The organism is Streptococcus sp. HF-2466 (assembly GCF_015594645.1).
In the GTDB taxonomy this organism is placed as follows: Bacteria; Bacillota; Bacilli; order Lactobacillales; family Streptococcaceae; genus Streptococcus; species Streptococcus anginosus.
Window position 1 is genome coordinate 1 of sequence record NZ_JADNQU010000004.1, and the last position, 26,184, is coordinate 26,184.

Sequence of the window (26,184 nt, forward strand, 5' to 3'; positions counted from 1 at the left end):
GTTTAGTGCTCATGGCCAATAATCTCCTTAAATACAATAAGAGAACGACTCAAACTTAAAAAGCTAGAGTTCCATAATTGGGAATCTCTAGCTTTTTTGTGACTGAGAACTATTTTGTCTCAGACTCACAGGATTTTATGAAGGAGTTTAATTTATAGTTGGATTACTTTTAATAGCTTAGAATGAATTATTTTCCCATTAAAATACGATAATTTTTTTTCGATTTCAGAGATAAAAGCTATTCTAGCAGGAACAGATTTTTCCTTAGAATTATTTACATCGAAATCTTGCTCGCAAGGAATAAAGTTTAATTCATCCGATAAATGATTGAAAACAACTTTTGGAATTTTTAAACTACATAGATAATACCTAGTTTCATCATTTCGAAAAATTCTTAGGTAGAAGTTGTTCCACTTATCTTGCACTAGAAACAATCTGCATTCTCCATAATACATTACAAGATGGTCAGATTCTTCCATTTTTCTTAACTGTAATGATCTTCGAGGCAAGTATTTTCTAATACCATTTTCATTTGTCAATTCGTAATTTTCATCATCACCTTCATCAACATCAACATCATCATTAGGATTTTGATTTTGAGGTAGATTTACCACAATTATTCTATCATCTAAAATACGTTCTAACATTTGTTCAGCTCTGTCAGGAGCGATTTGATCATAGAATACTCTTAATTCTCTTCTAGCAGCAGGTTTAAGTAAGTACTCACAATTTTCTGTATGAACAGAGTTGGGGTAAGCAGCAAGGTAAATTCCATTACTATTCTCTTTTATAGATAATCGTACTTGTTTACACCCAGGACATAGTAGTTGACCTCTGTATCTGTCTCTTGTTGCTTGTTTGTTTCTATAGAATTCCTCTTCTAGTACGTGAAGTTCAAGTATTTCATTGTTGCTTATACAGTACTGATATTTATTTGTTTCAGGCATAATTATTCCTTTTTAATTATATAAATGAAAGGTAAAGATGTTTGTATTTTATTATACCATAATAGTACAAAATACTCTAATACATAAGGTATCCATAGTTGTTACTAAAGGGTAGGTGGTAGCATAAGCTAGTGAACAAAGAAATTATTTGTTGTAAGTGTATTAAGTGTAAAAATTTTAAGATGTTAATGTTATAATAAACTGGAGGAATTTTTATGGAAGAAAATTTAAACCCTAATATTGACCCACGTATAAAATTCAAATTGTTACCACCAGCTACTATTATTAAAAATTTTGTTGATGGAGAGCCCGATTGTAATTATGAGAACTATTTACTAGAGCTACTTAATAAGTCATCTCATTTTAAAGATAAAGGGCAATCTCCTTTCTCTAAACCGTTAAATGAAAATAATGGTCAATGTGATGCAATATCGAAAAATTATGAAATAGACTTTAAATTATTATCATCTAGCACTAGATTACAAGCTAGTCATTTGTTTTCTCCGGGCATTAGCAATTATGGCGATGGTATAATTGGTATTCATGAAAGTAAAAAGAAATTCGGTGAAGTAAAAGCTACTCAGATTCATGTTGCATTCCGAACAAGAGATATATCAGAGCTCACTCGATTAGGGGAAAACTTTTTAAATATTAGAAAGTATGGTATTGAAAGAGATATCATAAAAGTGTTGAAAATGCTTGAAAAACAGAAAAGCCTTTTATTATTTTTTCCATATTCGTTTGAGCTGATTGATATACTCGAGACAGATAATTCGGATGATATTATTGTAAGCGCGTTAAATTATGATTTCCACTCACTATTTGAATACAGAAGTTTAAAATCGAAGGGATTTGATACCTATTTTGTAACTATATTTCAAGATAGATTTTATATTTTTTCTATTCTTGACGACACCCTCTGTTTAATTGAGAAAGTAGATTGTATGTTACTACCTACATTTATTAAATTAAAGAATTACCATCTATAAGGAGGACGAGTTATTGATCAATCCAGATTTTTACAAAAGACTAGCAAAGATATTCTGTGGAGATGAGACAGAGCTGTTTACTTATAAATCAGGGCCTCAGCTAGTTTCTTTTTTCAATACCCATTTCCATACTCAAGATAGTTATGGTCAGGGTTTTCCTACAAGATGGATATATGTGAATGACAAGCTGTTGGACTTTTCATCTAGAGGCATTATCAATTCATTTTTCAACCTTATACTCAGCAAACAATATCTTTTAACAGAGCGTCAGATAAGTGAAGTGGATGCTATAGAGCATCAGCAGAAAATAATAAATGAATTAGATAAAATTTGTTCTGTTTATTCTTTAAAACTCTCAAGAAAAGGAAATGAATTTTATTTAGTAGAAATTGATTTAGATTTAGTTGAGATTGGAAAGGGTGGCTTTGCTGATATTTATTTCCAAAAATCTACAGGATTAGTGGTAAAAAAACTAAATGAGGAATCTGTGAGACGACAATCGTTGAGAAGTAGGTTAAAAAGAGAGTATGAAATAACTAAGTCTTGTTCGGATATTGAGAGTATTATTCGAGTATTTGATTTCGATAGTAGTAATTGTTCATACACAATGGAAAAAGCCGATGATACATTGGGAAATTATATTGAAGCAAGTGAGCTGACAGAGGATTCTAAACTCAATATATTGCGTCAAATACTTTATACTATGTCTCTTGTCCACCAAAGAGATGTTCTACATAGAGACTTAAGTCCGACCAATGTTTTTTTCGTGAATGGGATAATTAAGATTGCTGATTTTGGTTTAGGAAAAAACCTAAACACTCTGACATCTCATCAAACAATGGACACAACTTCCTTTGGTCAACTCTTTTATTGCGCACCAGAGCAATTAATGCTTTTAAAAGATGCCGATAAACGAAGCGATGTGTATTCGCTGGGACGTATTATTAATTTTGTTATGACTAAGTATCCTAATATTTCTTCTCATTCACTTCGTTCTGTTAGTGAAAAAGCTACGAATTTAGAACCTGATTATAGGTATCAAGATGCTACTGAAATGTTGAGTGCATTAAATGCATGGTTGAGAATTAGAAGCGACGATGCTTTTAAGAATACAATATGGGAAAAAATTAGCAACGGTGTTTTTGATGACGACATAGAAAACTATATCTATGAAATGCCAGCAAGAGAGTTATGTCAAGCATGTATAAAAAAAAGTAATGTTTTTATTGAAAGCTTAATGATCTTTATGAAGTTAGATGATACACATGCGATTTATATCATTCAGACGATTCATTCTAACTATGAGCAATATTTGAAACGATTTGAAGATGCAGACTCTTTTGCTACTCTTTCTTATAGAGTTCTAAAGGAACAATTTTCATTCAATGTTAAAGAAGTGGCTGCTCAGATTTTACACTATGTAGCTTATGAAGTTGGGCGCTTTTCTGCTCAGCGTAAGATAGATAACTTGATTGAAAATGGGATTGAACCAATGATTGAATCCATATTAGAAAGATAGATTAGGAGGAGATGTAATGACAAACGATGAATATTTTAATGAAATAGAGACATATTTCATTAAATTAAGAGAATACCGTGAGGAATCAAAGTCAATAGCTGCTGGTATTATTGGTGAAAATCTTACTGAAGATGATTTATTTTTTATTTCTGCACTTAACAGACGAGTTCAATTTATTGATGGAATAATGAACTTATTAAGAACGAGAAATCTGACTTGTACAGGAATTATAGTACGAACACAACTTGATAACCTTATGAGAGTCTTTGCAGCTTTTATATCAGAGGACAGAAGATCATTTATTAAAGAGACATTAAGTGGTACACCTATTAGGAATATGAAAGATAATCAAAATGAAAAGATGACTGATGCCAATCTTAAGAAAAGGATGTCGAAGTATTATCCTGAGATTGAAGAAATTTACAATAAATCATCTGGTTATGTTCATTTGTCTGAAGTCGCATTTCATGAAGCCTTTTGGACCGAACGTTTTGAAAAAGGAGACAAAATTAAATTTTCAGTTGGATTACCCCCAAGAGAAAAACTAAATCCTATTTTAATTGAGTGTGCTGAAGTATTCTGTCACTTTACAGAGATTGAATATGATTTTTACCAAAAAATCATTGATTCAAAAAAAGTTTTTGATAATAAACAAAAAGAGATTTAAAAATCAATATGAACTATGTTGAAATTGAAATATCAATCTTGATAAAAATAGAAGATTTAATAATAAGATAAAATGAATTATGAAGATAGAGAATATTGCTTCAAAAATCACATTAATCTCAATTGCTTATGATTTATATGATGATTCGTTGAACATTGATGATTGGAAAGCAAAGATTGAATAGATTATAAAATACAAAAACGCTCTAGACAATATGACTAGAGCGTTTTCTATATATCCGAACATCTAATTTATTTCACAAAAAATGTAGTCAAAAATGTAGTCATTCGGTTGATTTTTATTGCAATACATTGAAATTTGAAAATTCAAGAATCGCGTTAAATCAAGGTTTTTTCGTTTCTACTGAAACGTAATGACCCACTATTTAACCTCGGTAAGGAATACTTAAAATCTATTTTAGTTGTGACAAACCTTATTAAATCAAGGTTTATAAGCTATTGATTTGGATAAAACTGTCAGAGGTTGCCAAAAAGGTTGCCATGAATTTCATGAGGTTAGCTCCGCAATTTTATTCAAATAAATATCTACCGCTTGTGTTTGATTTTTAGGGGCAAGCTCGGCATATATGTCCATAGTAGTCTTGATAGACTTATGTCCCATACGAACCTGTAACTCTTTCCAATTCATACCAGCATTTAACATCATAGAAGCGTGTGTATGACGGAATAAGTGAAAACCATAGTCAGGTAGACCAACTTCCTGTAATCGTCTTTTGAGTGTCGCACGTTCATTCCTATCGCACATATAGTTTCCGTAAATAGTTGGGAAAATCAACTTACTTTTTGAAAGACCGTTCTTCTTGAAATAAAGATTCATTTCATCATGGAAGTTTTGAAGTTGCTCAATAATTTGGTACGGAACAGCTATTTTTCTATTGCCCGAATCAGATTTAGGAGTATTTTTACAAACAACCTTTCCTTTTAATCCTAACTTAGGTTTCGCATTTTTCCAAACAAGAGTTTTAGTGACTAATATTTCAGAACTTTCAAAATCAAGGTCATAGATAGTCAAAGCTAATAGCTCATTGATTCTCATTCCTGAAGCAAGTAGACTGTCGCAGATAACTTTAAATCGTCGATTAGCCCTAGTATTAGGTAAAGTATCAACGAAATTTAGCCAGATAGTTAAATCTTCATCATGAAGAACCATAATGCGTTTTTGATTGCTTTTAGGTTTTGGGGGAATTTTGATAGATTGAGCAGGATTATGCTTTAATTCAAAGTGTGTTATTCCAAAATCAAAAATATCACTTAATTTATGGGCAATAGCTCCAAAATCTTTAGCACAGCCTTTTTCAGCTCTTTTTATTCCAGAATCTACAGATTCTTTTGATTTTGTTGCAAGCTCATTAACCCAGTTTTGAATATCAGACGAAGTAACTTTATCAGGCTGATATTGCCCAAATTGGGGGAGGATATAGGTATCTAGATAGTTCCTCACTCGGTTTAGAGTGTTATCTGAGCTGACCCAAGTCTCGTAGTTGGAGAACCACAGTTCAGCTAAATCTGACAAGGTAGCAATGCTAAAAGTTTCTTTCCTTGTTGAACCACTTTCTTCAAAATCAATTTTAGCTTGAATAATTTTACGGTCTAAGTAGCGTAGGGTTTTAGCTGTTATGGTTGTTTTTACAGGTTTTCCAGTCTTTATATCTAAGCCTAGATAGATGCTCTTTGCTGAATAACTAATCTCGCCATTGTCCTTTACTTTCTTGAGGACGGTTTTTCCTTTATGGATAATTTTTTCTATATTCATTGCTGCCCTCTTCAATCAATCGAAGAATTGAAAAAAGCTAAAATAGATAGTATCTCACTTTCTTTTTTGATACTCCTATTTTAGCACATTTCACTTCTAGTTGTGGCTTAAAAACTCTAAAACAGTATCAATATGATAGTAAACGGTTCTAGTACCCTCAATAGGTGGTTCTAAACGTTTAAGACCTCTATTTTCCCATGACTTCAATGTATTTGGAGATATACTCAGTAAATCTAATAACTCTTTTTGAGTATAAATAATACCAGTTCTATTCTTTTCACTATTTAAATGTTTTAGTAGGTCAATAACAGTAAGAAGCATGAGTTCAATTTGCTTTAAATCAAAATTATTGCTAGACATACTATTCTCACTTTCTTTGGTAAATATAATTGAAATATGAGATAATAGCAGTAGGGGTAAGCTACTGCTTATCTCTCGCTAATCCGCAACATCACTTTTAGGCTTCTTGGCGGAATCTTTAGGAGTGATGTTGTTTTTTTGGTAAAAAATTTGAAAGGCATCTTCAAGAAAATCTTCAAAATTAAATTTCTCAAGTTCCCTACTAAATTTATTTAACCATAACCCTACGTCTGGGTTGGGGGTGTAGTTGGTCTCATACTCTTGAATGAGCCTGATGATGAAGTGATTGCGGGCTTGAGTGCCCCATACTTTTTCAATTTTCGTTAGAAGAGGAAAGAGTCCACTACCCTTCATTAAATATGAAATGGTTGATAAAAGGTCATTGTTACGAGAGTTCAAAGATTCAAGCTCTGAGAAGATGCCAGCCCCTTTAAGTAAATCACTAGTGAATTGCAACGGTTGACCAGTCTCTGCATCATGGAAACAATATTTATCAATCATTTTGTTGACAATGAGTTTACTCAAATCTTGAGGGTTATCAATATCAAGAAGTAAGGTTAGTATTTGATTGCTATAAGTTCCTTTGTAAGAAGCTTCCATACGTACCCAAGAATTGCAATACTTAGTTAAGTGCATATAGCGACCTTGATTGTCTAATTGTTCCTGATACTTGTTATAGATACGCAGCAGAGCATTTACATTCTTTTTCTTGCTACCGATATACATCGTTTGCGCTTGACCATTTACTTCTTGAGCGCTGATGTTAGAAATATTTTTACGTCCCTTATGATTAGTAATGATATATCGCTTGTTTTTCAGCCCTTGATACAGGTCATTGACAGACATTGAATAATTAAAGTAATCAACAGCAAGGTCAATACGAGAGAGGCGCAAGTCATAATAGTCAGCGTACAGCAGTTGCGCTATATTGTGAACGTCAATTACTTCACCATAATAGTCTTGATAGGAGGTTTTATAGTGAGACAAAGCTGATGCAGAAATTTTTAGGATAATCCCCATAGTGAAATTAGTTTGATGCCAAGCAATTGCAAAGTAATAGGGGAGATTCTGAAAGGTAAATCCGTCTGTATAGCCTGCTGGTGGGGTTTTCAGTGGAACATAATTTCCAAAGAGAACAGGGAGGGATAGCTTTTCTGCTACTGTTTCAGACAGCGATAAAGCAATTTGATGCCAATTATGTGGATATTCTCCTACAGCATCTTCTGTCGGTTGGATGACAAATGTAGCTTCATCGACACTGGTCATAATGACTAGGTTATGGTCGTTATCTTTTTGAAGATATTTTTCAATTTCATTTCTACAAATCATTTTATTTTCTTTCTATCCGCCTAAAGAGTGAAAGTTAACCGGGCGGTAAATATTGGTTTGGTTAACTATTTATTGTAATGTAGCGAAATTCCTATGCTTTTATTCTCCCACACTTTAAGGTGGCGGTCACCCTAAATAAAATGTTGTAGAATAACGTTGATATAACAGCGTTTTAAGGGAATTAAGCATTTTACCCTAAAGTGGAATTTACAAAGCTTTAAAAACAAGGTCAAATGGAACGGGGGTCTTTACATGTCCCCCGTATAACAGCCAGCTAAAGCTGGCGAGACAGTAAGCCAGCGTTTCCGCCGCAAGGCTACCCCTCGGCAACTGTCTCATCAGAATAGAAATAGCGGTCTGAACGATTAACAGCTTCTCGAATCAGGTTTTCTAAAGGAAGCATGTTATAACTTGGTACAATGATGTGACGACTATCTTGCCCATCTACCTTCATGTATCCTACACCTCGAGGGTTGTTTCTCACAATGTTTTCTTTTTCATCTGAGAAGAGCATTGAGACAGTTTCCTTCGAGAGTTTGCCTAGTGCAATCACTGTACCTATCGAATCCCTTGATAGACCAAGTGAACTTTTATGAGCATCTTGCTGCGAAATAATTACATAGATTCCAAAGGAACGTCCTAGCTGAATTAAGCGAGTATAGTCTTTAATTGCCTGCTCACGCTCCTTTTTGTCAAGGCTATTTTGCCACGCATTAAACTCATCAAAACAGATAACAACAAATTCTCGTGATTTATCAATTCCTTTTTGACGATTTTCTAAAATGTTCAAGCCAATTTTTAATATGTCTGATACAGAATCAAAACGCTTAAAAGTTTTGCAGTCATTTAAAAAGGCAAAGTCAGAATCAGCCTTATAGTCCGCAATAAGGAATGGGGATTTTGGGTAACTATGAGCAAAACGAGCTAAGAAAATTTTTGTCGCATAAGTTTTTCCAGAACCACTGGAACCTACCAATAGAGCATGGGGCACACGCTCCACGGGTATATCCCAAAAGAATGGAGCCCCGTAGTCATATAGGCTTGCATCAAGAAAACATTTCATGTATAGTGCCTTTCTAAATGTAGGAAAAAGACATTTGGAGATTAAGGTAATATTGATTGTTATACCGTAAAATTTTTCCAAATTGAGTGTCAAATTGCAGTCTGTGTCCTTTGTCGGACCAGCTTTCATAGGTTGTAGATTCAGCTAGGTATTTGCTAAACTGTGTTAAAAAGACTTGTTGGATATAGCTTTCTTCTTCTTCATCAACAGGCTTCTTAGATAGCATAATAGGAAAACTAACAAGGTAAGAACGATTGTCATTGCTACTTTGCAAAAATCGAATGTAGCGACTATCAAAAAGAAGTTTTTGACCTGAAACAGTGGCGCTTTCTTCAATTACCTGCTCAATATCTGCTGTGATTGCTGGGAGGTTTAACTGAAGCATCTGAGCCTGTCTCTGCTTTTCGATAGTTTCACTAATCCTAAGAGCTAAATAAAGAAATCCAGCAAATAAGATAATTAGCCACGATATAAACGACATATAACAATTCCTTTCTATGGATAAGGGGAGATACTCCCCACTATCCATTAAACAAGTTCAATAAAAGCAGACTTAGCTTTTACTGAGAGTGCAGCACGATTTCCGCTTGAGTAAGCATTGATAGAAACATCGTCAAGAATAATTTCTACCAATTCGTCAAATAAAGATGTAAAATCGGTAACATTAACTGCATCAGCTTTGACATTAGTTTGATTAAATCGTCCATCTTTAGTACGTAATCCGATAGACAATTGGGTTTGCCCCGTACTGAGACCAGACGTAAAGTCTTTAACTTCCGCAGCGCCAATAAGGCGACCTTTTATAGTAATTTGTGTAGCTTCCATAGACTACCTCTTTTCTAACCGTTTTATTAAATACATCAAAAAATCCACGGCTTTTCAAATTTATTGAAGGTATGTATTAGTGTGTGATAGCTATCTCACATTATTATTGTATAAAAACTAAAAAAATATGTTTACCTAAGAAATGCTATATTTTTGATATAATCTTTTTTATTTAAAAATTAGGAAACTGTGGAATTTTTGATGAACTCATAACCCCTTGTAAATACTGGATTATAAAGACTATTATTTAGAGATTAAAAAAACTATAATTTAGCATGATAGAGTTTAATCAAGCATCATTATTTTTTGAAAACGTTTTACCCTAAAAGCTTTCTCCCTTCTTGAAATCTCTATATTTTATGTGATAAAATAAGATACTTTAACTTTAGGAGATGTTTCTATGAAAAACAAAATTAAAATAGAAGAACGTATGTTAGTTACAGTGACTCTCAATTTGATGCACAAAATGCAAGATTTTCAAGATTTTAAGAAAGAACAAGGTATTAGCGGAGATTATGAAGCCAAAGTCGCTTATCTAGTAGAGAACTTGCACGTACATGAAAAAACGGCTGAAAATTTGTTGTCTGGAAAGGTTGTGTCTCATAATAACTATTTAGAAATTTTCCCCTCGTTTGATTCTGAATTAAATGGTGATAGGCAAACAAAATTAGAAAAATTTGCCGAAATAATCTCGAAAGAAATTGAGAACGGAGATGACAATACTGTCAAAGAGGTAAATAGGATACTTTCTGATAAGTTAGATAAGTTAGATTTAAAAAAAATAGTCAATGCGACATTTATCCAATCACTGGAAAAATCCAGTCAGTCTAGTTTAAAAAACCTAAAAAATCCAAGTAAAAGGACAAAAACTTTGGATTATGCTTGGGTCATCTGGAATAGCTTTTTTTATGACTATATTTCTAAAAGAGATGATCAATATCAAATATTTACTAAATTTAATGTAATAGAAAAAGCAATGGACTACCTCCCTTTAATCGAAAAGATTTTTGAATCAGAAGAAAATCTAGAGGTATTTTGTCAAGTAGCTGAACGATTGGATTTGTTTAAGATAGTTGATGAATATGAGGATTGGGAGAATATGGAAAAGTTTATTAAATCGGTTCAATCACGAAATGGATTTGATAATTATATAGATATAAAATAAGCATGTAAAAAACCAAGTCGTTTTTCGACTTGGCTTATTTTATCTGTTTCAACAATATTCTGAGGGCTTTAATAGTAGGCTCTCTTTTTTCTTTTGGGAGATTTTCAATATCTTCAATGAGTTGCACAAATTCCTTGCCTTTATTCTGATTTTCAATATTGAAAAAGGTATTCACGTCAACTTCAAGTGCTTGCATGATTTTTTCAATGGTTTCTATTTTAACGTTTAACTGTTTATTTTCTAAACGGTAAATGTAATTGAAACCTAAATCAGCTTTTTCTGCTAGATATTCTTGAGTCATTCCATTCTTCAGTCTTAAATGTCTGATTTGTTTAGCAACAAACTCTCTTAAATTCATATTTTTAGTCATGATAGCACCTCTTAACTATCATACAAGTTTCTTTTAATTAAAATACCACCCATTAAAGACTGAATTTTTAAAAATAATATAATAATAAAGACTGTAAATGTGATATAATATTTATAAAACAGTCTTTTGAGACTTATTTAATAAAGGAGAACGTTATTATGTTAAATTTCAAAACTAGTGGTCATGGTACCATTAAAAAGTTACGCACGGGTGCTGTGGTATCTGTATTGGCTCTGTCGTCTGTATATGGGGTATCTACAACGGTAAGTGCTGACGAGGTAGGTACAGGTGCTAAGGAGAGTATTGTTAAAACTGTAGAAAACCCTAATGCTAAGAATGATGCCCCTGTTGCTAAAGTAACAGAACAGCAAGTAATAGAAGCTAAGTCTCAAGCGGATACTGCAAATAAGGCTGTGGAAGCTCAACAAGGGGTAGTTACTCAGGCTGATACGGCTGTTAAGGGTGCTGATAAAGTTGTTAATGACACTACAAATCAAATTAAAGAAGTAGAAACAGTTACACCTGCTAAGGTTGATGAAGCTAAACAGGCAGCTCAAACTAAATCAGATGAGCTTGCTAAGGCTGAGGACTCCGTTAAGTCTGCTGAACAGAGTCAAGCTGATACTGCTAAAAAGGTAGCAGACCAAACAACAGTAGTTAATCAGGCTGAGGCTAATGCTAATAAAACTGCAAGTGCTGTGGCTGATGCTCAGAAGAAGGTAGATGACCTTTCGAAATCAACAACTGATACTACTAAGTTGCAAAAAGATGTTGATGACCTTACTAAGAAGGTAGCTGACGACCAAAAAGCCCTAGATACAGCTAAGCAATCTTTGGATACTGCTAAGTCTGCTGAAGCTAATAAAGCTAAGGCTATTGAAGATGCTAAGAAAGTTGTAAACGGTGCAACTCAGGTAGCAGAGTCTGCTAAACAGGCATTAGATGTTGCTAAATCCACTGAAGCTAATTCTACTAAGAAAGTAGAAGACGCTAAAAAAGCTCTTGATGTAGTTAAGGCAGGTACTACACAAAAAGTACAAACGGGAACTAAAACTGTAACAACTGGTGGTAAGGCAACCCTTAAGGACGGAGTAGCTAAATCTGAATTGTTTGAATCAAACGGGGTAGTAACTTCTGATGCTTACTTAAAAGCTATTAAGGCTTTGGCAGAGGGTAGGGGTTCTTATGCTGATGTTCGTAAAGCTATTGCTGATGGCTTGGAAAACTACCCAGGAAGTTCTTTAGCTGATATTGCAGCACCCAATCGTCTAGTATTTAGAAGTTGGAAAAGTAGTTACAATCCACAATTCTCTAATACAGATTCTACGACTAAGGTATCAGTTCATGATTTGACAGATGAGCAGTTAACTGATTTAGCTTTGTTCTATACTGCTTTGGTTAATGACCTGCGTTCTAAGGTTGGTACAGAACCACTTAAAGTAACTAAAGAGAGTGTAGCAGCTACTAAACAAGCACTAAAAAATTTGTTTAATAAAACATTCCCTGCATATAACAATATGTCTGAAGCAGAACTCAAGGCTAATGGTTTCTGGGGACCAGAGTCTATTAAAAAAGTAACAGAATCAAATCAAACTCAAGAACACTTAGATGCTGTTCAAGGTTCAGGAAAACTTTTAAATGGTGTAGTAGCTAATCAAGTACAGTACCAAGGACATAATGGTGCTTATCAGACTATGGCTGATTTAAAGGCTAATTTGCTTGCTTTTGTAGGAAACATGCTCTACGGTTCCACTGGCACAGGTTCTAATGTATCAACAGCAGGTACTTCACGTGATAATTTTTCAGATGCTCTTGCTTTGCTTGGTCTTAGTGGTAACTACAACTCAGCTGGGGTAGGTGTAGACTTCTATACAACATTTAATGGTCTGGGGTACTCTGCACCAGCAACTTATGCTTTGATGCTAAACACTAATGGAGAGGCTATCGACAATCCTTATCAGACTTTAACAGGTGGAAAAACAGAGGTTGTTCCTGTTTATGAAACAAAAACCATTGTAGATGAAAAAGCATTAGCTAAAGCTCAATTAGCTTACGACACAGCAGTAAAAGCAGACCAAGATGCTAAAGCTAAACTTGCAGATGCTCAAACTAAGTACGATACTGCTATGAAGGCTTTGGCAGATGCTCAAAAACGTCTTAATGATTTGCAGTCAGGTACGGTAGATATTCCTGCTCTTGAAAAAGCGGTAGTAGATGCACAAGCACAGTTAGATGCGGATAAGGCATCATTGCAATCTGCTAAGGAAACACTTGCAGTAGCTAAGGCTAGTGCGGTTGATAAAGCCAATGCTCTTTCTAAGGCTCAGGCTGAACTTGTGAAAGCTAAATCTGAAAACTCAAAAGCTCAACAAGCTCTTACGCAGGCTAAAGAAGAACTAGAAGTACTTACCAAAGCTAATGGGGTAGCTAAACAGGCTGTTGAGTTTGCGACAGCTAATCGTGACAAAGTAAAAGTTCTTGCTGATGAAGATAATAAAAAAGCTCAAGACCTTGAAACAGCTTTAACTAACAAACCAGCTGTACTTAAAGAACTCAATTCTAAACTTGCAGAAGCTCAAACTAAAGCAGCAGCAGCTCGTGCAGAGCTTGAAACTGCTAAAGAAGCACTTTCTAAGTTGCAGGCAACAGCTAAAGAAAAGGTTGCTAAGTACAATGAATTAGCTAAACTTAAAGCTGAGCAAGATAAGGCTGAAGCTGATGCTAAACGTTTGCAAGATTTGAAAAATAAGGCTAATGAAATCCGTAAAAACGGCGGTCAACCTAAAGAAATTCTTGATGCTAAAGGTAATGTTGTAGATGTTGTTGATGCAGCGGTCAAAGAAGTGCCTACTAATTCTAAGGTAGTTCCTGTAACTTATTCAAGGGTTGAAAGAAGCAAGCAACTACCAAACACAGGCTCAAGAGAATCTATGTTCGGTTTACTAGGACTTAGCCTGCTAGTAGGTCTAGGATTGGGATATAAAGGAAAACATAGAAGGAGATAGGAAAATGGCAGAAGTAACAACAATAGTATATCGTCTAGGTAGTCAATATGACGAAAAAATGTCTGCAATTAGCGTCTTTGATGCTCACTTATTCCATGCAAAGTGTCATGGTGATAAAGTATTATTCACTGTGCCAACACAAAATAATACAAAAGTTGGGAAAAAAGTTGAAAAAATCGATAATATTATCCTTACTTTGAAAGACGGTTCAAAATCTTTATTTGCAGAAGTAGATGCGCATGGAGTTTTTCCTGAGAAAGTCAAAGATGGATATATTTATACACTTCCATCCCAGTGGGATGTTTTCGAAGAGATAGAACAAGGTTATACTTGGTTTGCTTTAAAAGGGGTAAGAGAAATATCGGAAGAAGAACTAAATTCCTATAAAAGTACGAACGAAAGGGAATATCCACTTTTACAAAGTATATCTGGCGCTTCGTGTCGTATTTATGTAACTGAAAAATAGAATAAGATTCAAAAATCTTCTTACATGGTGTAGGAAGATTTTTATATTCCACAAAGGATTGAAAAGACTATGCTATTTCACTCATTTTTAGGAATGAAAAAAGCCCTAGGAATCTTCTAGGACTTCTCATTCTTCGATTGCTGACTTTCTTTTTTATTTCAAAAAAGGTTGCCAAAAAGGTTGCCATAGAACTAATTTCAAATGATTTGTAATGAAATTCAAAATTTCAAAAATCGCATGAAATCAAGGTTTTCAGCATGTACTGAAATGTAATGAAACCTTATTTAACTTCGGTAAACACTACATGTTTACGTAATTTTGGTGAGTATTTTTTCAATTGAAGACGGTCTGGAGTGTTGCGTTTGTTTTTAGAAGTAAGGTACAAGCGTTCACCAGATGCTTTGTGTTCAAGTGTGATATTTACGCGCATGATAGCTCCCTTCTATTATTCTGCTGCAGCTTTGGCGATTTTACGTCCTTTGTAGTATCCTTTGAGGGATACACGGTGAGAACGTGAGTAATCTCCAGTAGTTTCGTCAAAATGTACAGATGGAGCTGTAATTTTGTAGTGAGTGCGGCGTTTGTTTTTCTTCGCTTTTGAAGTGCGACGTGCAGGTACTGCCATTTTCTTTATTCTCCTTTTAATATAAGTTCGATTCAATCTCTTTGATTTTCATCAACTGTAATAGTATATCAAAAAAAATTTGTAAAGTAAAGTTACTTGACAGATTTTCTTTTACTTTTTGTAAAATAGCAGAGCGTGCTAGCTTTTCAGAGAAAATATACCGAAACTGTCCTCAAAATTTGCTACTTGTGGTAAAATAATTATATTATATGAATGAAGAGGAAAGCTATGAAATTACAAAAACCGAAAGGGACTCAGGATATTCTCCCTCAAGAGTCTGTCAAATGGCAATATGTAGAAGAATTTGCTCGCAAAACATTTAAAAAATATCATTACGCAGAAATTCGTACCCCACTATTTGAGCATTATGAAGTGATTAGTCGTTCTGTTGGCGACACGACTGACATTGTGACTAAAGAAATGTATGATTTTTATGACAAAGGCGACCGTCATATTACTTTGCGTCCAGAAGGAACAGCACCAGTTGTACGTTCTTATGTGGAAAATAAGCTCTTTGCACCAGAAGTCCAAAAGCCGGTGAAACTTTATTATATGGGTTCTATGTTTCGTTATGAGCGTCCACAGGCAGGGCGTCTGCGTGAGTTTCATCAGATTGGTGTAGAGTGTTTTGGCTCCAATAATCCTGCGACTGATGTAGAGACGATTGCCATGGCAGCTCAATTTTTCAATGAAATTGGTATTCAAGGTGTAACGTTGCAGTTGAATAGTTTGGGGAATGCAGAGAGTCGCGCCGCTTATCGTCAAGCATTGATTGATTATTTGACGCCGTTGAAAGACAGTCTTTCTAAAGATAGTCAGCGTCGTCTGGAAGAAAATCCTCTCCGTGTGCTAGACAGTAAGGAAAAAGAAGATAAACTCGCTGTTGAAAATGCACCCTCTATTCTGGATTATCTAGATGAGGAAAGCCAAACTCATTTTCAAGCTGTGCGTTCGATGTTGGAAGCACTGGGAATTCCTTATGTTATCAATACCAATATGGTCCGCGGATTGGATTATTACAATCACACGATTTTTGAATTTACTGCAGATGTAGTCGGTAATGAACTGACTATTTGTGCAGGCGGTCGTTATGATAGCCTTGTTGCTTATTTTGGTGGACCAGAGACGGCTGGATTTGGCTTTGGGATGGGCGTAGAACGTCTGCTCCTCGTTCTTGAAAAGCAGGGTGTAGCCTTGCCGCTAGAGGATAGTTTGGACGTTTATATTGCGGTTCTGGGAGACGGTGCTAATAACAAAGCTTTGGAAATTGTACAAGCACTTCGCAAGCAAGGATTTACAGCTGAACGTGATTATTTAAATCGTAAGTTAAAAGCGCAATTCAAGTCAGCAGATACTTTCTCTGCTAAGACTTTGATAACTCTTGGTGAAAGTGAGATTGAAAGCAATCAAGTTACCATCAAAAACAATCAAACTCGTGAAGAATTGACAGTCAGTTTAAATCAGATTCAAAAAGATTTTCAAACAATTTTTGAACAACTGGGGTTTTAATTTAAAAAGGGAGAAAGCCAGTCGAATGGCTTTTTTCTCTCATAATAGTAGAATGTTGAAGTAGAAGTGGAGAGAACAATGAAAAAAATAATCATTCCGTCTGTAATTCAGTTTCTAATTGTTTTTTTGATTATAGGAGGAATTGCCTATTTTGTAAGAGGGAATTTCTTTTTTCGGTTTTTAGCACCGATTTTTGGCTTGGCAGCAGGGCTATTGCGCTTAGCATCAAGTTATGTGGTCAAGGTTTTGCATCCTGAATTATATGACAAAGAAAGTAAGAGGTGAGTCGTCATCTTCTTTTGTAAAAATATTACGTTAAGATATGAAGATTTTGAAAAGCATGTCTTCTTTTTCATCGCTTTTGTGGTAAAATAGTAAAAGAATTAAAAGTTTGGAGAATAAAAATGAAACGTTCAATGTATGCCGGGCGTGTTCGTAGTGAACATGTTGGTCAAAAAATCACTTTGAAAGGTTGGGTGTCCCGTCGTCGTGACTTGGGAGGGTTGATTTTCATTGATTTGCGTGACCGTGAAGGCATAATGCAGCTAGTTATCAATCCTGAAAATGTGGATAAAGAAATCATGGAAACCGCTGAAAGTTTGCGAAGCGAATATGTGATCGAAGTGACTGGAAAAGTAGAAGGCCGTACGCAGGCGAATGATAAATTGGCAACAGGAGCTGTTGAATTACACGTGGAGCATTTGACAGTTCTCAATACGGCCAAAACGACTCCATTTGAAATCAAAGACGGTATTGAAGCGAATGATGATACCCGTCTCCGTTACCGTTATTTAGACCTTCGTCGTCCTGAAATGTTGGCAAATTTGAAATTGCGGGCTAAGGTAACACATTCTATTCGCAATTACTTAGATGAGCTTGAATTTATTGATGTGGAAACGCCGTTTCTTACTAAGTCAACTCCAGAAGGGGCGCGTGATTATTTGGTACCAAGTCGAGTGAACCAAGGTCATTTTTATGCTCTGCCACAAAGTCCTCAAATTACCAAGCAACTGTTGATGAATGCTGGATTTGATCGGTATTATCAAATTGTAAAATGCTTTCGTGATGAGGATTTACGTGGAGACCGTCAACCAGAGTTTACACAGGTTGACTTAGAAACTTCTTTCCTATCTGATCAAGAAATCCAGGATATTACAGAAGGCTTGATTGCTCGAGTGATGAAAGAAACGAAGGGGATTGAGGTTACACTGCCATTCCCACGAATGAAATATGATGATGCAATGGCTCTGTATGGAAGTGATAAGCCAGATACACGTTTTGAGATGCTATTGCAAGACTTGACAGAACTTGTCAAGGGAATTGACTTTAAAGTTTTCTCAGAAGCACCAGCCGTTAAAGCTATTGTTGTGAAAAATGCAGCTGACAGCTATTCGCGAAAAGATATAGATAAGTTGACAGAGCAAGCAAAACAGTATGGAGCAAAAGGACTTGCTTGGGTGAAAGTGGCATCAGGTGAATTAAATGGACCAGTTGCTAAGTTTTTGAAAGACTTGACAAGTGACTTAACAGATGCTTTACAGCTTGAAGACAATGATTTGGTTCTTTTTGTAGCGGATACGCTTGAAGTTGCCAATGCATCTTTGGGAGCTCTTCGTGTTCGTCTTGCAAAAGATCTAGACTTGATTGATGAATCGAAATTTAATTACCTTTGGGTTGTGGATTGGCCAATGTTTGAATGGTCGGAAGAAGAAGGTCGCTATATGAGTGCGCACCATCCATTCACTCTTCCACAAGCAGACACAGCTCATGAATTAGAAGGTGATTTGAGCAAGGTTCGTGCTATTGCTTATGATATTGTCTTGAATGGTTATGAATTGGGTGGTGGAAGTCTTCGTATTAACCACAAAGATTTGCAAGAACGAATGTTTAAAGCCCTTGGTTTTTCTGAAGAAGAAGCTACTGATCAATTTGGTTTCTTGCTAGAAGCAATGGATTATGGTTTTCCACCGCATGGTGGACTGGCAATTGGGCTAGATCGTTTTGTCATGTTGCTGGCTGGCGAGGAAAATATCCGTGAAGTGATTGCTTTCCCTAAAAACAACAAAGCAAGTGATCCAATGACTCAGGCGCCAAGCATAGTCGACGCTAAACAACTTGAAGAATTAAGTTTACAAGTAGAAACTCATGAAGAAAAGTAAGATTTACAAACGATTGCGTTATTATTTGCGCCGTCTAGCCTATGATTTTAAGTTGATACGAGTACTTAAGAGTATTTCTCGTGAGAAGTACGATGAAAAGATTTCTGCTTCGCTCATTTATGGTTTTCTATCTGCGGTTGCAGTGAATCTTTTCTTTCAACCGGGGCATGTTTATTCAAGCGGTGCGACTGGATTGGCACAGATTTTAGCTGCTTTAAGTACGCGTTTTTTAGGATTTACTATTCCGGTTTCTGTGACTTTCTACCTCATCAATATCCCGCTGATGATTTTGGCTTGGTATCAAATTGGGCACAAGTTTACGGTATTTACTTTTATAACCGTTTCCATGAGCTCGCTGTTTATCCAGTTTGTTCCTGAAGTGACTTTAACGAATGACCCGATTATCAATGCCTTGTTTGGTGGGGTTATCATGGGAATGGGAATCGGCTTTGCCTTGCGTTCCAATATTTCCAGTGGTGGGACGGATATTGTCAGCTTGACGGTTCGGAAGAAAACCGGCAGAAATGTGGGAAATATTTCCTTTATGGTCAATGGCATGATTATGATTATTGCCGGTGTGACTTTCGGCTGGAAATACGCACTATATTCGATGATTACGATTTTTGTGTCAAGCCGTGTGACAGATGCAGTCTTTACTAAGCAAAAGAAGATGCAGGCGATGATTATTACCAGTCATCCCAGAGAAGTTATTGATAAAATTCATAACAAATTGCATCGTGGTGCAACCATGGTTAATGGTGCAGAAGGTACCTACAATCATGAGAAAAAAGCAGTTTTGATTACAGTTATTACGCGTGCTGAATTTAATGAATTCAAGCATATCATGCGTAAAACCGATCCGCATGCTTTTGTATCGGTAGCAGATAATGTTCACATTCTTGGACGTTTCGTAGAAGAATAAAACATCAGATTGGCTAGTTTGGTCAATCTGATGTTTTTTTATATGACTTGCAGTCTGTCTCGCGGCCTTCGGTGCGGGACAAATAGAGGCTGGGCAAAAACAAGCATAAAAGCAAAAAGGCTTAGAATCTGGTTTAAATAAATCTTGATTTTAAGCCTTTTATAATGTCGTTGATTATCTATTTCTGATTAAAAATGGTGTTTTTGCCCAGCCTCACGATTATTTAAGTACGAGAACTTGTTTTGCAGGGACAGTATAGGAATCTCTGTTAGTATTGAGAGGAACGTCAAGGCTGATCTCTGGGTAGTTGATAAAAATAGCTTGTTTATCCTGATTTGGATAGCTAAATGCTTCGTTTCCAAAGTTAATGAGGATTGTGATTTGATCTTCTTTTTCTTTAATTTTATATTCGACCACAGAATCACTTAGCCATTCGACAGAACAGTAATCTTTAATTTCTGTTCTTGTTTCCAAACTGAGGAGCAGATTTGCTTTTCTGAATTGGATCAACTGGCGAACAAAATCTACGTCTTTCTCATATTCAATTGAGCGTAGCCAATCAAGACGGTTGATGGCGTCTTGAGCATTATAAGTATTATCCATGAGGTTTTTACTACGGAAAAACTCTTGCCCGCTGTGAATAAAAGGCACCCCTTGTGCAAGTAAGGAGAGATGCAGAGCGAGACGGGCATTATCAAGCCGTTCCTTCAAATCAATCTTTGGATTTTGAATCGCAAAATAGTCAAAAGCAGTTGCATCGTCATGGCATTCTACATAGTTGATTGCTTGTTGCGGTGCGATAAAGTGCTCAGTACCAGTACCTGAGAAGCCAATATTAGCAGTTAGAACATTCTCTATGGAATTTAGCGAATGAACCTCTGATAATTGTTGCCCTTCTGCAATGGTTGCTTTTATTGTATTGCGAAAATGATCGTTGAAAAATCCATAGCTTGGTAATTTGTCAGCGTTGAATTGATGTGCAAGTCGATTGCTATCGAGTCCCGTATTCATACGCCACCCTTCTCCATACAAATAAACATTTGGATAAAGCGACTTCAATTCCTCTGCAATCTGCTTCATGGTTTCTATATCTAGAATGCCCATGAGGTCAAAGCGGAAGCCGTCCATTCCATAAAGAGTTAGCCATTGTTTGAGGGAATGCTTAATATAGCTACGAACCATTGCTCGTTCACTTGCTACGTCGTTCCCACAGAAAGTCCCATTTGTTAAATTGGCATTGTGATCATAACGGAAGAAATAGCCTGGGACGATTTTTTCAAAAGCATAGGTTTGGGGATCGTAGACATGATTGTAAACGACGTCCATGATAACACTGATGTCGGCTTGATGATAAGCAGCGATTGCTTCTTGCAATTCAACGATTCTTGTATAAGGATCATGTGGATTTGTTGCAAAGCTGCCGTCAGGAAGATTGTATTGCATAGGGTCGTAGCCCCAGTTATACACGAGTTCTGGATGGTTTTCATCAACACTGCCAAAATCATACACTGGCATGAGTTGGATATGAGTAATGCCCAGTTGTTTGACATAATCCATTCCCAAAGTGTGTTCTTGCAAATCAGGAGACTCTGTTAGGGACTTGAATTTCCCAGGGTAAGAAAACTCAGCTTCTTTTTGCATGGAAAAATCTCTCACACTCATCTCGTAGATAACAGCTTTTGTTATTGGAATTTGTGTTGCTGCTCGGTGAATTGGGCGAGTAATTTTCTCTGGATTGACAACATAACTAACACCAGAATTGCTTTCAGAAGATAGGGCATAAGGGTCGTGGACTTCCACCCAATGACCATTCACTTTGTGTAGATAGTAATAAGCAGCCCCATCAAAATCTCCAGAGACCTCTGTTTGCCAAACGCCCTTTTCACCAAGTGTCATCGGATAAACTTGATTTTGTAAATGGAGCAAAACTTGCTCGGAAATAGGAGTCCAGAGTTTAAAAGTCGTTACTTTAGGAGTGTAATGAGCTCCTAAGTCATCGCCATCATAAGCAAAGGTCTGGTCAAAAATCGGTTTTCTCACAATATGGCGAAATTGCAAAAAGGTTTTATTGCGATCTTGGTCGTAAATCCAATAATGACTGGTTAAATCTAACGGCTCAAGAGGAGCAAGACTGTATTGCACGAAGTCATCTTGTTCTTCCAGAGTTCTTATCTGTAAGGTTTGTGTGCTATCAACCGTTTCGATTGTAAATTGTAATTGTTCAGTATAAAATTGTTTTTCTAACTTGATCGTGATGAGACTTTGGTCATCTAAGTAGGCTTGGAATGTTCGGAAAGCCATAAACTTCCTTTCTTTATTGTTCGATAATGCGATGTGGAATTAATTGGCGATAACAAATTTGTCGATTTTCTTTGGTATCATTGATAATTTGTAGAATAGTCTTGAACGAAACCCGCCCTAGCTCTAATGTGTTAATATCTACATAAGCTATTAAATCAAGTTTGGGTTTAATAGAGTCAAAGGCTAGAGTGGGAACAGATAATTGATTTTCATTTAAATAATTACAAACTCCCTCTGCCAGCATACTGTCTGTTGTGATAATGGCATCAATTTTTGTATCATGACTGAGAAGGCGCTTGGTAAATTGATATCCTTTATCTTCCAAAAATTCATTTGCAAAGGCTGTATTTTGAGGGTCAAGCTCTAAATGGTAATCTTCTAGCGCTTTTTGGTATCCTTTATAACGATCTTGTGTCACAAATAACCTTTTACTACCACCAATAAAAGCAATATTGCGGCAGCCTTTTTTGATAAAATATTCTGTTGCATCATATCCGGCTTGAATATTGTCATTGTTCACCAAAGGAATGAATGGCGAAAGAGATTTTCCTAAAATTAAGAAAGGAAATTGTTCTTCGCTGACCATTTTCACTAATGGATCATTTTCCTGAGAATAGAGAAAAATGAGTCCGTCCACACGTTTTCCTAGAACCATTTGGGAAATAGCTTCCATGCGTTCTTTTTCATTTTTTCCAGTCGCAATTTGAATAGCATAGTGATGCTCGGAAGCCACCTGAGCAATCCCGCGAAAGACTGAAGGAAAAAATGGATTTTGATAAAAAGCATCGGAATCATCAGGTAAAACAACACCAATGACTTGTGTGTAACTGCTAACAAGACTACGTGCATTAAGATTAGGATGATAATTCAATTCCTTCATAGCTTTACGGACTCTTTTTTTGGTCTCATCGCTGATGCTGGATTTATTTTGGACAACACGGGTAACGGTAGAAGGCGAAACTCCTGCCAATTTAGCAACTTCTTTAATAGTAACTCGCATAAAAAACCTCCTACTTTTTCATTTTTTCATCACGGAAATGTGTCCGATAGAAAATAATGACGAGATAAAGAACAAACAGAATGTTTTGAATGGTAATCATAGTGGTCATGGCTTGACCAAACAATAACCCTACCGCGACAGCAATCAATGTTGGCAAACCTAAACAATTCAAAGCAAAATGATAGCATTCTTTGACGGTTTTAAAAGAAAAAAGACGAGATTTTTTCGTTAAGTAAAGGAAAAAAGTGGCACCTAGAAGGACAATAAAGAAGTTTAATGCCAATAGAAATCCTGAAATCAGAATCAAAAATAGACTGACGGTAACACGATTTTGTTGAAACCAATCTTGTGAAATGGCGGCACTGAGCGACTTTTTATTTTTTAGAGCAGCTTGATTGATATGCTGATATTGAATGTTTGCCAGTTTTCTTCCTTTTTTACTAATAACCAATTGCTTTGGCTCAAAAGCAAGGGTCAGCTTTTCTCCTAAAGCTGTATTCCCTTTTCCAAGAAGGACAGTTCCTGCTTTGCTATTGTGAGTTGATTGCTGACCAGCATAGCTGAATTGATGATTTGCTATTTTAGCATTCTCTGTGATATCGTCCATTACTTCCTTTGTAACAGGGTCAAAAACACCATCTACAAAAGTAGTGAGTGGATAAGTCTTGAGAGACGCGTTTTGCACAGCAACTGGTATCATGGATAAGGAGATTAAAAAGATGCTTGTAAAAATCAATTGACACCAGGTCAGTAATTTTCGGTTGGCAAAAGGCTTTTTAAAACCGTAAATACTAGAAAAATAATTAAATGGATAAGGTAGCATAAGACACTCTTTCTAAAAATTTATGGGAATTATATACCTGTTTACACAACTACAAAGTATAGTTGTCAAATTTACAAAAATCTTATTTTAAGATACTATATATTGTGATTAGTGTAAAGTGCTATATAGTTCCCAAATTTATAATCAGGTAATGGCTAATAAAGCAAAGTTTATTAGCTATCATACAACTATAAATAAAAGAGGGTGGGACAAGATTATCCCTTGTCGCCACCACTTGTTAAACCAGATACAAAGTTCTTTTGTAGGAAGAAGAATAAGATACAGATTGGCAAGGCAATCAAGATAGCACCTGCTGAGAAGTAGGCAATCTTCAAATTCTTCACATCACTAACAAAGGTTTGTAAACCAACAGCAACTGTATAGAATTCTTTTTCACGAAGTAAGAAACTAGATAAGATGTAGTCTCCGAATGGTCCCATGAAAGCCCAGAGAGCTTGTACAGCAATCATTGGACGAACGAGTGGCAAGACAATTTGCCAGAAGCGTCTGAAGTGACCAGCACCGTCCAATTTAGCGGACTCATCAAGCGAGATAGGCACAGTATCAAAATATCCTTTCATGAGCCAAGCGTTCATTGGGATACCACCGCCGACATAAAGGAAGATGAGGAACCAACTGTGGTTGAGCGCATTTAACATCAAAGCCATAACGAAGAAGGCGGTCAGGGCAGCCATTGTTGGCACCATTTGAATGATTAAGAAGAAGACTAGACTTTGTTTTCTAGCTAGGAAATTATAACGACTATAAGCGTAACCAGCTAGTACAACTATACTTGTTTGGATAATCATTGTCAAGATAGCAATGATTAAAGTGTTAAAGTACCAAGTCCCATAAAGAGTTTCAGTAAAAAGCTTGCTAAAGTTTTCTAGGCTAAAATTAATATCTGTATCTAGCTTAAACGCAAGGACATTCCCTGTCTTGAAAGCAGACATAATCGTAATCAAGAGAGGATAGATAATGATAATAGATAAAGCCACTAGATAGAAATAAGTTAAAAAGTGGTTTAAACGGCGTTTAAATTTAATAGAATTATTCATCTTACACATCCTTCATATCAAATGCATGTAGTTTCTTGAACGCAATCATGGAGATTGAAATCACGATAAGAGAAATGATAAGTGTTACCGCAGCGGCCATTGAGTATTGAGGAGCTGCACCTGTCGTTAAACGATAAATCCATGAAATGAGGATGTCAGTCGAACCTGCACCACCACCAACTGTACCAGGACCGCCATCATTAAAGAGGTACATGATAGAGAAGTTGTTGAAGTTGAAAGTATACTGACTGATGAGTGTAGGGGCAGCAACTGCTAAAATCATTGGGAAAGTGATATTGCGGAATTTTTGCCATGCATTTGCACCATCAATGTAAGCTGCTTCGTAAAGATCGTTTGGAATGGATTGCAAGATACCAAGTGTCAATACATAAATGTAAGGGAAACCAAGCCAACCTTGCATCATAATTAGAGCAATTTTAGTCCAGGTTGGATCTGTTTTCCAAGGAATCAGATGTCCATTTAAGAATGGCAATAGTTTACCAAGAAGCGGAATGACTTGGGTATTGATCGCACCGATACTATCGTTGAACATGTTACTGAAAGTTAAGATAGTGATGAATGCTGGGACAGCCCAAGGCAGTAGGAAGATAACGCCGAAAATGCGTTTTCCTTTAATAAATGGTTGGTTTGCAATAATAGCGGTAAAAATACCAATAACGATTTGGACAGTTGAGGCAGTCAGTGCCCAGATAATAGTCCAACCAAGAACGGCTCCAAAAGCAGAGCGGAAAGTGCTAAGTCGCCAAATATTAGTGAAGTTTGTCACGCCAACCCAATCCAAGAGCTTGGTTGGAGGCAAATGTTGGAAATCATAGTTTGTAAAGGCGATTAAAAGAGTGACCAATACAGGGAAAATGATAGCAAAAGTCATTGCAATATATGAAGGAATAATCAATAGGTAAGGAAAACCATTAGCGTAAATTCCTTTTAACATATCTTTGAAAGTCGTAGGAACTGGATAATCATTATTCCAACGTTTCGCAATAGTATAAGCATCTTTTAGATTGAGAGCATAAAAGATGAAATAAACAATGACAAGAATAAAGTGGAATGCACCACGAATCAGCATGAAAAGAGAGTTATCGCGTCCAGGAACCTCACCGAGAGTAAATAAGTTTCCTAACTCAGGAGCAGCAATGGCGAAAAAGTAAATCAAAAATAAGATGGTAACTCCTAAAAAGATAGCCCCTTTTGCTTTTTGTTTATTATAAATTTGCCCAAGTCCTGGGATGAGGGAGAGCAGCAATGCTTTACGTGGCTGTTGTTGTGTAGTCATCAGAGTCTCCTT

Annotated in this window: 25 protein-coding genes; 10 read left to right on the forward strand and 15 right to left on the reverse strand. The window is 36.0% G+C overall.

Annotation, left to right across the window (positions count from 1 at the left end):
• Nucleotides 1-152: 152 nt before the first annotated feature.
• Nucleotides 153-947: a hypothetical protein gene (locus IYQ91_RS04605; RefSeq protein ID WP_187327940.1), complete on the reverse strand. Its 795-nt coding sequence runs from the start codon at nucleotides 945-947 to the stop codon at nucleotides 153-155.
• Between the two features lie 215 nt (nucleotides 948-1,162).
• Between IYQ91_RS04605 and IYQ91_RS04610 the strand changes: the two genes are divergently transcribed.
• Genes IYQ91_RS04610 through IYQ91_RS04620 form a run of 3 tightly spaced genes read left to right on the forward strand, consistent with a single transcriptional unit; the run spans nucleotide 1,163 to nucleotide 4,122 of the window.
• Nucleotides 1,163-1,936 carry a hypothetical protein gene (locus tag IYQ91_RS04610; RefSeq protein WP_195673216.1) on the forward strand — a complete coding sequence of 258 codons (774 nt, stop codon included), beginning with the start codon at nucleotides 1,163-1,165 and terminating at the stop codon, nucleotides 1,934-1,936.
• Between the two features lie 13 nt (nucleotides 1,937-1,949).
• Complete coding sequence (locus IYQ91_RS04615) at nucleotides 1,950-3,455, forward strand: serine/threonine-protein kinase (protein WP_195673217.1); 1,506 nt, start codon at nucleotides 1,950-1,952, stop codon at nucleotides 3,453-3,455.
• A gap of 16 nt (nucleotides 3,456-3,471) precedes the next feature.
• Nucleotides 3,472-4,122, forward strand: a complete 651-nt coding sequence (locus IYQ91_RS04620; protein WP_129326140.1) for a hypothetical protein — start codon at nucleotides 3,472-3,474, stop codon at nucleotides 4,120-4,122.
• Between the two features lie 507 nt (nucleotides 4,123-4,629).
• Here the strand turns inward: IYQ91_RS04620 and IYQ91_RS04625 are convergent.
• From IYQ91_RS04625 to IYQ91_RS04650, 6 genes are all read right to left on the reverse strand, one after another.
• On the reverse strand, nucleotides 4,630-5,895 hold the full coding sequence (locus tag IYQ91_RS04625) for a tyrosine-type recombinase/integrase (protein ID WP_195673218.1): 1,266 nt from the start codon (nucleotides 5,893-5,895) through the stop codon (nucleotides 4,630-4,632).
• 96 nt (nucleotides 5,896-5,991) lie between these two features.
• Nucleotides 5,992-6,255: a MerR family transcriptional regulator gene (locus tag IYQ91_RS04630; RefSeq protein WP_000097742.1), complete on the reverse strand. Its 264-nt coding sequence runs from the start codon at nucleotides 6,253-6,255 to the stop codon at nucleotides 5,992-5,994.
• Between the two features lie 78 nt (nucleotides 6,256-6,333).
• A complete protein-coding gene (locus IYQ91_RS04635; protein WP_195673219.1) occupies nucleotides 6,334-7,584 on the reverse strand; it encodes a replication initiation factor domain-containing protein in 1,251 nt (416 codons plus the stop codon).
• A 316-nt stretch (nucleotides 7,585-7,900) separates the two neighbouring features.
• On the reverse strand, nucleotides 7,901-8,647 hold the full coding sequence (locus IYQ91_RS04640; protein WP_024053245.1) for a type IV secretory system conjugative DNA transfer family protein: 747 nt from the start codon (nucleotides 8,645-8,647) through the stop codon (nucleotides 7,901-7,903).
• A gap of 13 nt (nucleotides 8,648-8,660) precedes the next feature.
• Complete coding sequence (locus IYQ91_RS04645; protein ID WP_229311675.1) at nucleotides 8,661-9,128, reverse strand: RNA-binding protein; 468 nt, start codon at nucleotides 9,126-9,128, stop codon at nucleotides 8,661-8,663.
• A gap of 47 nt (nucleotides 9,129-9,175) precedes the next feature.
• On the reverse strand, nucleotides 9,176-9,472 hold the full coding sequence (locus IYQ91_RS04650) for a hypothetical protein (protein ID WP_195673220.1): 297 nt from the start codon (nucleotides 9,470-9,472) through the stop codon (nucleotides 9,176-9,178).
• Between the two features lie 400 nt (nucleotides 9,473-9,872).
• Here IYQ91_RS04650 and IYQ91_RS04655 point away from each other — a divergent pair, with 400 nt between their 5' ends.
• Nucleotides 9,873-10,637, forward strand: coding sequence for a hypothetical protein (locus IYQ91_RS04655; protein WP_048800954.1), 765 nt, complete (start codon nucleotides 9,873-9,875; stop codon nucleotides 10,635-10,637).
• Nucleotides 10,638-10,671: 34 nt separating this feature from the next.
• Here IYQ91_RS04655 and IYQ91_RS04660 read toward each other — a convergent pair whose 3' ends face one another.
• Nucleotides 10,672-11,007, reverse strand: a complete 336-nt coding sequence (locus tag IYQ91_RS04660; RefSeq protein WP_000164875.1) for a helix-turn-helix domain-containing protein — start codon at nucleotides 11,005-11,007, stop codon at nucleotides 10,672-10,674.
• Nucleotides 11,008-11,165: 158 nt separating this feature from the next.
• Here IYQ91_RS04660 and IYQ91_RS04665 point away from each other — a divergent pair, with 158 nt between their 5' ends.
• On the forward strand, nucleotides 11,166-14,012 hold the full coding sequence (locus IYQ91_RS04665; protein WP_195673221.1) for an SEC10/PgrA surface exclusion domain-containing protein: 2,847 nt from the start codon (nucleotides 11,166-11,168) through the stop codon (nucleotides 14,010-14,012).
• A gap of 4 nt (nucleotides 14,013-14,016) precedes the next feature.
• Nucleotides 14,017-14,478, forward strand: a complete 462-nt coding sequence (locus IYQ91_RS04670) for a hypothetical protein (RefSeq protein WP_048800956.1) — start codon at nucleotides 14,017-14,019, stop codon at nucleotides 14,476-14,478.
• A gap of 280 nt (nucleotides 14,479-14,758) precedes the next feature.
• On the opposite strand, the gene rpmG is transcribed toward IYQ91_RS04670, so the two are convergent.
• Together rpmG and rpmF are read right to left on the reverse strand one after the other, a co-directional pair.
• The gene (gene rpmG / locus IYQ91_RS04675; RefSeq protein ID WP_003026692.1) at nucleotides 14,759-14,908 is read right to left on the reverse strand and encodes a 50S ribosomal protein L33; all 150 of its coding nucleotides are present in this window, start codon (nucleotides 14,906-14,908) and stop codon (nucleotides 14,759-14,761) included.
• A 15-nt stretch (nucleotides 14,909-14,923) separates the two neighbouring features.
• Nucleotides 14,924-15,103, reverse strand: a complete 180-nt coding sequence (gene rpmF, locus IYQ91_RS04680) for a 50S ribosomal protein L32 (RefSeq protein ID WP_049533400.1) — start codon at nucleotides 15,101-15,103, stop codon at nucleotides 14,924-14,926.
• A 228-nt stretch (nucleotides 15,104-15,331) separates the two neighbouring features.
• On the opposite strand from rpmF, the gene hisS reads away from it, so the two are divergent.
• The 4 genes from hisS to IYQ91_RS04700 all read left to right on the forward strand — a co-directional run bounded on the left by hisS (nucleotide 15,332) and on the right by IYQ91_RS04700 (nucleotide 19,693).
• Nucleotides 15,332-16,612 carry a histidine--tRNA ligase gene (hisS, locus tag IYQ91_RS04685; protein ID WP_195673222.1) on the forward strand — a complete coding sequence of 427 codons (1,281 nt, stop codon included), beginning with the start codon at nucleotides 15,332-15,334 and terminating at the stop codon, nucleotides 16,610-16,612.
• Nucleotides 16,613-16,690: 78 nt separating this feature from the next.
• A complete protein-coding gene (locus tag IYQ91_RS04690) occupies nucleotides 16,691-16,897 on the forward strand; it encodes a hypothetical protein (protein WP_106384203.1) in 207 nt (68 codons plus the stop codon).
• Between the two features lie 119 nt (nucleotides 16,898-17,016).
• A complete protein-coding gene (gene aspS / locus IYQ91_RS04695) occupies nucleotides 17,017-18,771 on the forward strand; it encodes an aspartate--tRNA ligase (protein WP_195673223.1) in 1,755 nt (584 codons plus the stop codon).
• The gene (locus tag IYQ91_RS04700) at nucleotides 18,758-19,693 is read left to right on the forward strand and encodes a YitT family protein (protein ID WP_126467932.1); all 936 of its coding nucleotides are present in this window, start codon (nucleotides 18,758-18,760) and stop codon (nucleotides 19,691-19,693) included. Before aspS ends, IYQ91_RS04700 begins: the two co-directional genes overlap by 14 nt.
• 219 nt (nucleotides 19,694-19,912) lie before the next feature.
• Here the strand turns inward: IYQ91_RS04700 and pulA are convergent, their stop codons facing one another.
• The 5 genes from pulA to IYQ91_RS04725 all read right to left on the reverse strand — a co-directional run bounded on the left by pulA (nucleotide 19,913) and on the right by IYQ91_RS04725 (nucleotide 26,172).
• Entirely contained in the window at nucleotides 19,913-21,994 is a 2,082-nt protein-coding gene (gene pulA, locus IYQ91_RS04705) for a type I pullulanase (protein WP_195673224.1), read from the reverse strand.
• A gap of 13 nt (nucleotides 21,995-22,007) precedes the next feature.
• Complete coding sequence (locus IYQ91_RS04710) at nucleotides 22,008-22,994, reverse strand: LacI family DNA-binding transcriptional regulator (protein WP_195673225.1); 987 nt, start codon at nucleotides 22,992-22,994, stop codon at nucleotides 22,008-22,010.
• 10 nt (nucleotides 22,995-23,004) lie between these two features.
• A complete protein-coding gene (locus IYQ91_RS04715) occupies nucleotides 23,005-23,817 on the reverse strand; it encodes a DUF1189 domain-containing protein (protein WP_195673226.1) in 813 nt (270 codons plus the stop codon).
• 215 nt (nucleotides 23,818-24,032) lie between these two features.
• Nucleotides 24,033-24,875 carry a sugar ABC transporter permease gene (locus tag IYQ91_RS04720; protein ID WP_003026676.1) on the reverse strand — a complete coding sequence of 281 codons (843 nt, stop codon included), beginning with the start codon at nucleotides 24,873-24,875 and terminating at the stop codon, nucleotides 24,033-24,035.
• A 1-nt stretch (nucleotide 24,876) separates the two neighbouring features.
• Nucleotides 24,877-26,172: a sugar ABC transporter permease gene (locus tag IYQ91_RS04725; protein WP_195673227.1), complete on the reverse strand. Its 1,296-nt coding sequence runs from the start codon at nucleotides 26,170-26,172 to the stop codon at nucleotides 24,877-24,879.
• Nucleotides 26,173-26,184: the final 12 nt, after the last annotated feature.